This window comes from Streptomyces sp. NPDC088194, assembly GCF_040702025.1.
Lineage (GTDB): Bacteria > Actinomycetota > Actinomycetes > Streptomycetales > Streptomycetaceae > Actinacidiphila.
On sequence record NZ_JBFBIV010000182.1, the window covers coordinates 1 to 6845 of the forward strand.

2 protein-coding genes are annotated in these 6845 nt (G+C 71.7%); both read right to left on the reverse strand.

From position 1 onward, the window contains the following. Positions 1-118: 118 nt before the first annotated feature. Positions 119-2848 carry a glycoside hydrolase family 97 catalytic domain-containing protein gene (locus AB0399_RS39995; protein WP_366414634.1) on the reverse strand — a complete coding sequence of 910 codons (2730 nt, stop codon included), beginning with the start codon at positions 2846-2848 and terminating at the stop codon, positions 119-121. 289 nt (positions 2849-3137) lie between these two features. Then, on the reverse strand, positions 3138-6608 hold the full coding sequence (locus AB0399_RS40000) for a glycoside hydrolase family 3 C-terminal domain-containing protein (protein ID WP_366414635.1): 3471 nt from the start codon (positions 6606-6608) through the stop codon (positions 3138-3140). Positions 6609-6845 lie beyond the last annotated feature (237 nt).

Consider the following 6845-nt stretch of genomic DNA (forward strand, 5'->3'; position numbering starts at 1 on the left):
GGCCGCCGGAAACAGCTCGGCGGGGATCTTCGCGGCCGCCGCCCGGTCCAGCAGCCACAGCGTGCGGGCCCGGCCGTAGGCGCCCGAGGCGGGTGTCCGCTCGGTGCTGCCGCGGTGGTCAGTTCACGCAGGTGAGCCGGGCCAGCCCCCAGTCCGCGTGGTCGTAGTTCTTGCCGTCGCCGCCGTCGCCGACGGCCAGGCTCAGGGTGTGCACGCCGGTGGTGTCGACGCTCAGGTCGACCGCGCTCTGGCCGCCGCGCACCACGTCGGTGGACGCGAGTTGCCTGCCGTCGTCGCCGAGCACGGTGAACGTGACGCTGCCCTGGCCGCCGGTCTCGTCGTCGACGCCGACGTGGGCCTCGAAGCGGGTGCAGCGGCCCTGGAGGTCGATCTGCACCTGGGCCGGCGCGTTCATGCCCAGGCCCTTCGGATACACGGTGCCGTCGATCGTCAGGGGGTGGCCGTCCTGCCCGCCGGCCTCGCCGTTGGACTGGTCGCGCTCGACCGGCCCGTAGCCGTTGGTCTCGGTGAGGAACGGCTGATCGCTGGCGTAGACGGTGCCGTGCAGCGGGATGGAGACCCGCACGACCTGCTCGACGTGGACCGGCGGGGCCTTCCCGCCGGCCGGGTCGGCGTACGTGGCCACCACGGGCACGTCGACCTCGCCGCCCGGCTGGTCCTTGCCGACCGTCACGGTCCAGTGGCCGTCGAGCGCCCGGCCGGCCCGCAGCGAGCCGGCGGTGACGTCCCGGCCGGTGGCGCTCCAGCCCGCGGGGAGCCGGTCGCGGTCCACCGTCAGGCGCACCTGGCGCAGGGCCGTGCCCTGCGGAAGCTCGAACGCCGCGTCGATCCCGACCTTCGCGCCGGGGCCCGCGGTGGCGGTCGACGGGTCGAGGGTCAGGGACGTGGCGGGCGCGGTGACCACCGGGTTCTCGCAGTCGGTGCGGCCCTTGGTGGCGGGGCAGGCCAGGGCGACGAAGCCGCCGTTGGCCGCGCCGGGCACCGACAGGGTGTCCTTGGCGGTGGCCGTCCGCACGGTGCGCTGCAACTGGCCGTCGCTGTCGCCGATCGTCTCGACCAGCCAGGTGCCCTTGCCGAGGAAGCCGAGCGGCGCCGTCATGGTGTCGCTCGCGCCGGCCAGGATGCCGCCGACGAACCAGCGGTCGCCGCTGCGGCGGGCGATGACGGCCTGCCGGTCGCCGGCCGGCTGCGGACCGGGCCCGCCGGAGACCAGGTGCGTCTCGTCCCAGGTGGTGGGGAGTTGCTCCAGGTAGCTCTCGGCCACCGGTTGGGCGGCGAAGCCCTCGGGGTTGTCGCCCAGCGACGTCCAGCCGGACTCGTAGACCACCGGCAGCGCCAGTTCGTGCGCCAGGGAGTCCTGCCGGTTCGGGCGGGAGAACCACGTCGGGGTGTAGTCCATCGAGCCGACGATGTTGCGGGTGAAGGCGAGGAAGATGTCGCGGGTCGGGTTCTGCCCGTTCTCCTCACCGCGGACCGCCTCGACGCTCATCACCTGCGGCCAGGTGCGTTGCAGGCCGCGGGGGATCGTCGCGCCGTGGAAGTCGATCATCAACTTGTCCTTGGCGGTGTCGTGCAGGATCGCGTCGTACCACTGGAAGGTGGACTGCGCGTCGGAGTCCATGTAGTCGACCTTGACGCCCGCGACGCCCCACTCCTTGAGCTTCGCGAACCAGGTGTCGCGCTGCTGCTGGGTCTTCAGGTCGGTCCAGGCGAACCACAGGATCACGTCGACGCCCTTGGCCCGCGCGTAGCGGACCAGTTCGGGGACCCAGCTCGCCTGCCAGCCGGCGTCCACCAGCGTGTACGGCAGGCCGTGCGCGGCCGCGTAGTCCACGAAGTCCTTCTGCCGGTCGAAGTCACCGGGGCTCGACCCGTCGCTCAGCCAGGACCAGTCGTCCACGCCCGGCCGTATCCAGGAGGTGTCCTGGAACTTCGCCGGCGGCGCGAGGTCGTTCACGAGGGTGGAGCCGACCAGCGTGTCCAGGCTGCCCACGATCGCGGTGCGCCACGGCGTCGCCAGCGGTCCGTTCGAGGTGACGGGCGCGTCGTCCGCCAGCGCGACGGAGTACGCCCCGCTGCCGGCCACGTGGTCGAGGTGGCTGCCGGAGTACCGGCCGTCGACGTCCGCCTCCGTCAGCAGCACGTAGGTGCTCCCGACCTCGAAGAGCGTCGGGTAGCCGAACGCGCAGGTGTCGCCGGTGCAGGATGTGGGCTGCGCCGCGTTGGCCGCGCCGGCGGTGGTCTGGGTCCGCTCGGTCTCGTAGCTGGGCGAGTACGGCTGGACCCAGGCGTCGGCGTCCGTCGGCAGCTCGAACGTCGAGGACTCCCCGGTCACGGTCACCGGGCCCTTGCCGTCCAGCAGGTACCGGTAGGCGACGCCGTCGTCGGACACCCGTACCGCGACGCCCAGTCGGGCACCGTCGGAGCCGCGGAAGGTGAAGGTCGCCTCCCGCATCGTGGCCGAGGTCCGCAGCTGCTTGCCGGTGGTCATCCGGTAGGACTCGTGGACCGTGCGGTCCTGCCGCCTGACCAGCCGCAGACCCGTCGTCAGGTCGTGCTGGTCGGTGCGGATGCCGAGCCGGCCCGGCAGCAGCACCGGCGCGCTGCCGCGGTCGACCGCGAGGTGCAGCTCGCCCGCGGAGTCCAGGTCGAGTTGCGCGGTGAGCGTCGAGCGGCCGGGGTCGTCCACCGTCCAGCTGCCGTTGGAGTTCTGTGCGGTGGTGGGGTTCTGTGTGGCGGAGTGCCGGGCCGCGGTGGACGGTGCGGCGGTGGACGGTGCGGCTGCCGCCACGACCAGTCCGCTGCCCAGCAGTGCCGAAAGGGCCACGCCGGTCACCGTTCGCCGGAGTCTTTCGTGCCGTGGTCGCATGCATGTCCTTTGCCTTGGACCACCGCACGCCCCTGAACGACCGGTCACGGACCGATCGTCAGCACGGGCTCGGCGGTCGACAGTTGAACAACAACGAACTTTTTCCAAGCAATTCCCGCACATGTCACCGGACTCCCACATGCGCGTCAAGCCTCAGGACCGAGTTCGCGGTGGCGGGTTCTCGCCCGCGCGGGCGCCGTGGGCGGCCGGTCGACCGCCCGCCCACGGCTCCGCTGCCGACCGGAGGTCAGCTGATGGCGGTGGCGAAGACGTGCAACTCGGGGTTGCTCGGCAGGGTCACGTACCGCACCTGCTTCCCGCTGCTGAGCGGCACGGACGCCGCGTACAGGCTGACCTTCTGGTCGGCGGGGTTGGTGCTGCCGGCCGGCCGGTTCCAGTGCGGGGTGGTGACGACCAGCGTGCAGCCGCTGCCCGCGGCGTTGCTGTACCAGTCGGAGACGTTCAGGGTCGACGTGGAGGTGGTGCCGTCGGTGTAGGTGACGGTCACCTTGCCGGTCTGGGTGCCGTTGGTGCCGACGGTCAGGAGCGACAGCGCCGAGCCGGAGCCGGACTGGCTGACGAGCTGGCCGCCGGTGGTGACCGCGTCGGCCTGGCCGGCCGGCACGTCGGGCCAGGTGAACGTCGCGCCGCCGGCGGTCACCTGGCCGCCGGGCGTGACGCCGACCGACGCCAGCGCCTGCGCGGAGAAGCTGTAGCCCTTTCCGTCGAGGTTGCCGGGGGTCTGGTCGGCGTCGTCGGTGACGCCCACCGTGTCGCGGGCCGCGGCGAGGTCGGCGTAGGCGATCTGCACGGTCGCCTTGCCGGTGCCCGGCGGCAGGCCGCGGGAGCCGCTGTAGGCGGTGGTGGCGGCGAGGGTGGCCGCACCGCCCCCGGTCCCGGCCGGCACCGTCACCTGCCAGGTGGTGGTGGCCGAGGCGCCCGCGGGCACCTTGCGGAAGGTGGCGGCGGTGACCGCCTTCTTCGTCCAGCCGGCCGGCACGGTGAGCTGGGTGGCGGCCTGGCTCACGCTCTGCGTCGAGGCATTGGTGAACGTGGTCTTCACCGACAGGGTGCCGCCGCCGTCAGCGGTGGCCGGCGCCGAGACCTTGGTGAAGCGCGGCCCCGAGTTCCTGGTCACCTGGAAGGCGCCCGACAGCGGCAGGGCCCGCGAGGAGTCGCCGACCTGCACGGTGTACCTGCCGGTGGCCAGCTCCCACGCCTGCGCGTCGGTGCTCCAGTACGACGCGTCCTGCGCGCTGATCTCGAAGGTCACCCGCTTGCTCTGGTGCGGCTTGAGGTCGACCTTCTGGAACCCCTTGAGCTGGCGGGCCGGTTCACCGGTCGAGGACGGGTCGGTCAGGTAGAGCTGCGCGACCTCGGCGCCCTCGCGGCTGCCGGTGTTGGTCACCTCCACGCTCGCCGGCACGGTGCCCTTCTCGCTGAGCGTGTGCCCCACCCGAAGGTTCGAGAAGCCGAACGACGTGTAGGACAGGCCGTAGCCGAACGGGAAGAGCGGCGTCAGCTTGTTCGTGTCGTACCACCGGTAGCCGACGTTCAGGCCCTCGGAGTACTCCACCGTGCCGTTCACGCCCGGGAACTGCGCCGCGGTCGAGGCCGGCACCTGGTCCAGCGACGTGGGGAAGGTGACCGGCAGCTTGCCCGACGGGTTCACGTCGCCGAAGAGCAGCGACGCGATCGCGTTGCCCGCCTGCTGGCCCGGGTACCACGCCTCCAGCACGCCCTTGACCTGGTCCAGCCAGGGCATGGTCACGGCCGAGCCGGTGTTCAGCACGACCACGGTGTTCGGGTTGACCGCCGCGACCGCGGAGATCAGCTTGTTCTGGTCGGCGGGCAGGTCGATGTTCTGCAGGTCGCTGCCCTCGCTCTCGAAGTCGTTGGCGTAGACGACCGCCACGTCGGACTTGGCCGCGAGCGCGACCGCCTGGTCCAGCGGGCTGCCCGCACCCGGCGGCGTCCAGCCCAGCTCGGCGACGGCGTCGCCGCCGGACTGGTAGTAGTCCATCTCGACCTGCACCGGCTTGCCCGCGGTCAGGTCCACCTGCGCGGTCTGCGTGGTGCTGCCCTGGTCCCGCCAGTTGTCGATGAGCTGCTTGCCGTCGATGAACAGCCGGCTGCCGTCGTCACTGGTGATCCCGAACGTGTACGTGCCGGTGGCCGGCGGGGTGATCGTGCCGGTCCACTTGGCGGAGAACGAACCACCGGACACGCCTGCGGCGGGCGCCTGGCCGTTCCACTTGAAGTCGACCTGCGGGTCGGTCGTGGTCGCCGCCGGGTCCCCGGCCAGCGTGGTGTTGGTGTAGTAGTCGCCCTGCAGCCCGTGGCCGCTGCCGGACGCCGGCGTCAGGTACGAGCTGTCGATGGCCGGCAGCTCACCGCCGGGGCCGCTGCCGCCCTGGGCGTAGGACACGGTGGTCCCGGCGCCGGCCCGCGCCTTGATCCCGTCGTACGGGGTGACGGTGCCGGTGCCGCCGACGGACGCGCTGCCGCCGCCCGCGGTCATGGTGTCCACGCCGGCGCCGTCGCCGAGCACCGCGATCGACTTCACCTTGCGGGAGTTCAGCGGCAGCACGCCGCCGGAGTTCTTCAGCAGGACGGTGCCGGCCTCGGCGGCCTTCCTCGCGGTGTCGACGTGCGCGGCCGTGGACGCGTCGGCGTCCGGGGTGTCCTTGGACGGGTGCTCGAAGAACCCGAAGCGGAACTGCTCGCGCAGGATGCGGGTGACCATGTCGTCCAGCCGGCTCTGCGCCACCTGGCCGTTCTGCACGGCGGTCTTGAGCGCGGCGCCGAAGTACGAGGCGTCCGGCATCTGCATGTCCATACCGGCGTTGGCCGTGGCGACCGTGCTGTGCGTGCCGCCCCAGTCGGAGGTGATGAACCCCTTGAGGCCGAAGTCGTCCTTGAGGATCGAGTCCAGGTAGGCGCTCGCGCACGCGTCGGTGCCGTTGACCGTGGAGTACGAGCACATCGCCGACGCCGGGTCGGACTGCGCCACCACCGCGCCGAACGCGCTGGTGTAGATCTCCCGGACGGTGCGGTCGTCGATGATAACGTTGTCAGACGGCGTGTTCCTGTTGGTCTCCTGGTTGTACACCGCCCAGTGCTTGACCTGGGCCATCACGTCCTGCCCCTGGATTCCCTCGATGTCCGCGGCGCCCATCTGCCCGGTCAGGTACGGGTCCTCGCTGTACGACTCGAACGCCCGGCCCCAGCGCGGGTCGCGGACGATGTTGATCGTCGGACCGAGGTCGACGTCGACGCCCTTGGCCTTGTCCTCGGCGCCGATCACTGAGCCGTAGGACCTCGCCACCGACGGGTCGAACGACGCGGCCACGTTCGCCGCGGCCGGCAGCTGCGTGGTGTCGCTCATCCGGACGCCGGTCGGGCCGTCCTGCATCTTCAGCGCGGGGATGCACAGCCGGCTGTTGCCGGGGACCAGTCCGGTGTACGGGCCCGCGGCGGAGCCGTGCACCATCGCGATCTTGTCGTCGAGGGTCATCTTCGACAGCACCTGCGCCGTACGCGTGTTCACCGGCGCGGTCGAACCCACCCACGGGCAGGCCGGGTTGGGGCCGTCGGTGCCGGCCGCGGCGGCGGGGGAGACCCCGGTGGGGGAGAGTGCGAGCCCGGCGACCAGGGCGGCGGCGGCGGTTGCCACGGCCGCGGCCCGCCGTCTGCGGGACGTTCTGAATCGTTTCACGATCAACACGGCTCCTCTGTTGGCCCGAGGCGATCCGGGGACCGGCCCGGGAAGTGGCGTGCGGATGGACCCTAGGCTCACCCAACTCGACTTTCAAGAGGTAGAGTCGGGCCTCAATTCGGCCGTTCAACGGCAGAAATTTGAGCTGGGGTGACGGCATGACAGATGCGACCGGGTTCGCGCCGCCGTCGTCTACGGCCACACCCCCGTGCCGACCACGTCGTGGATCAACAACAC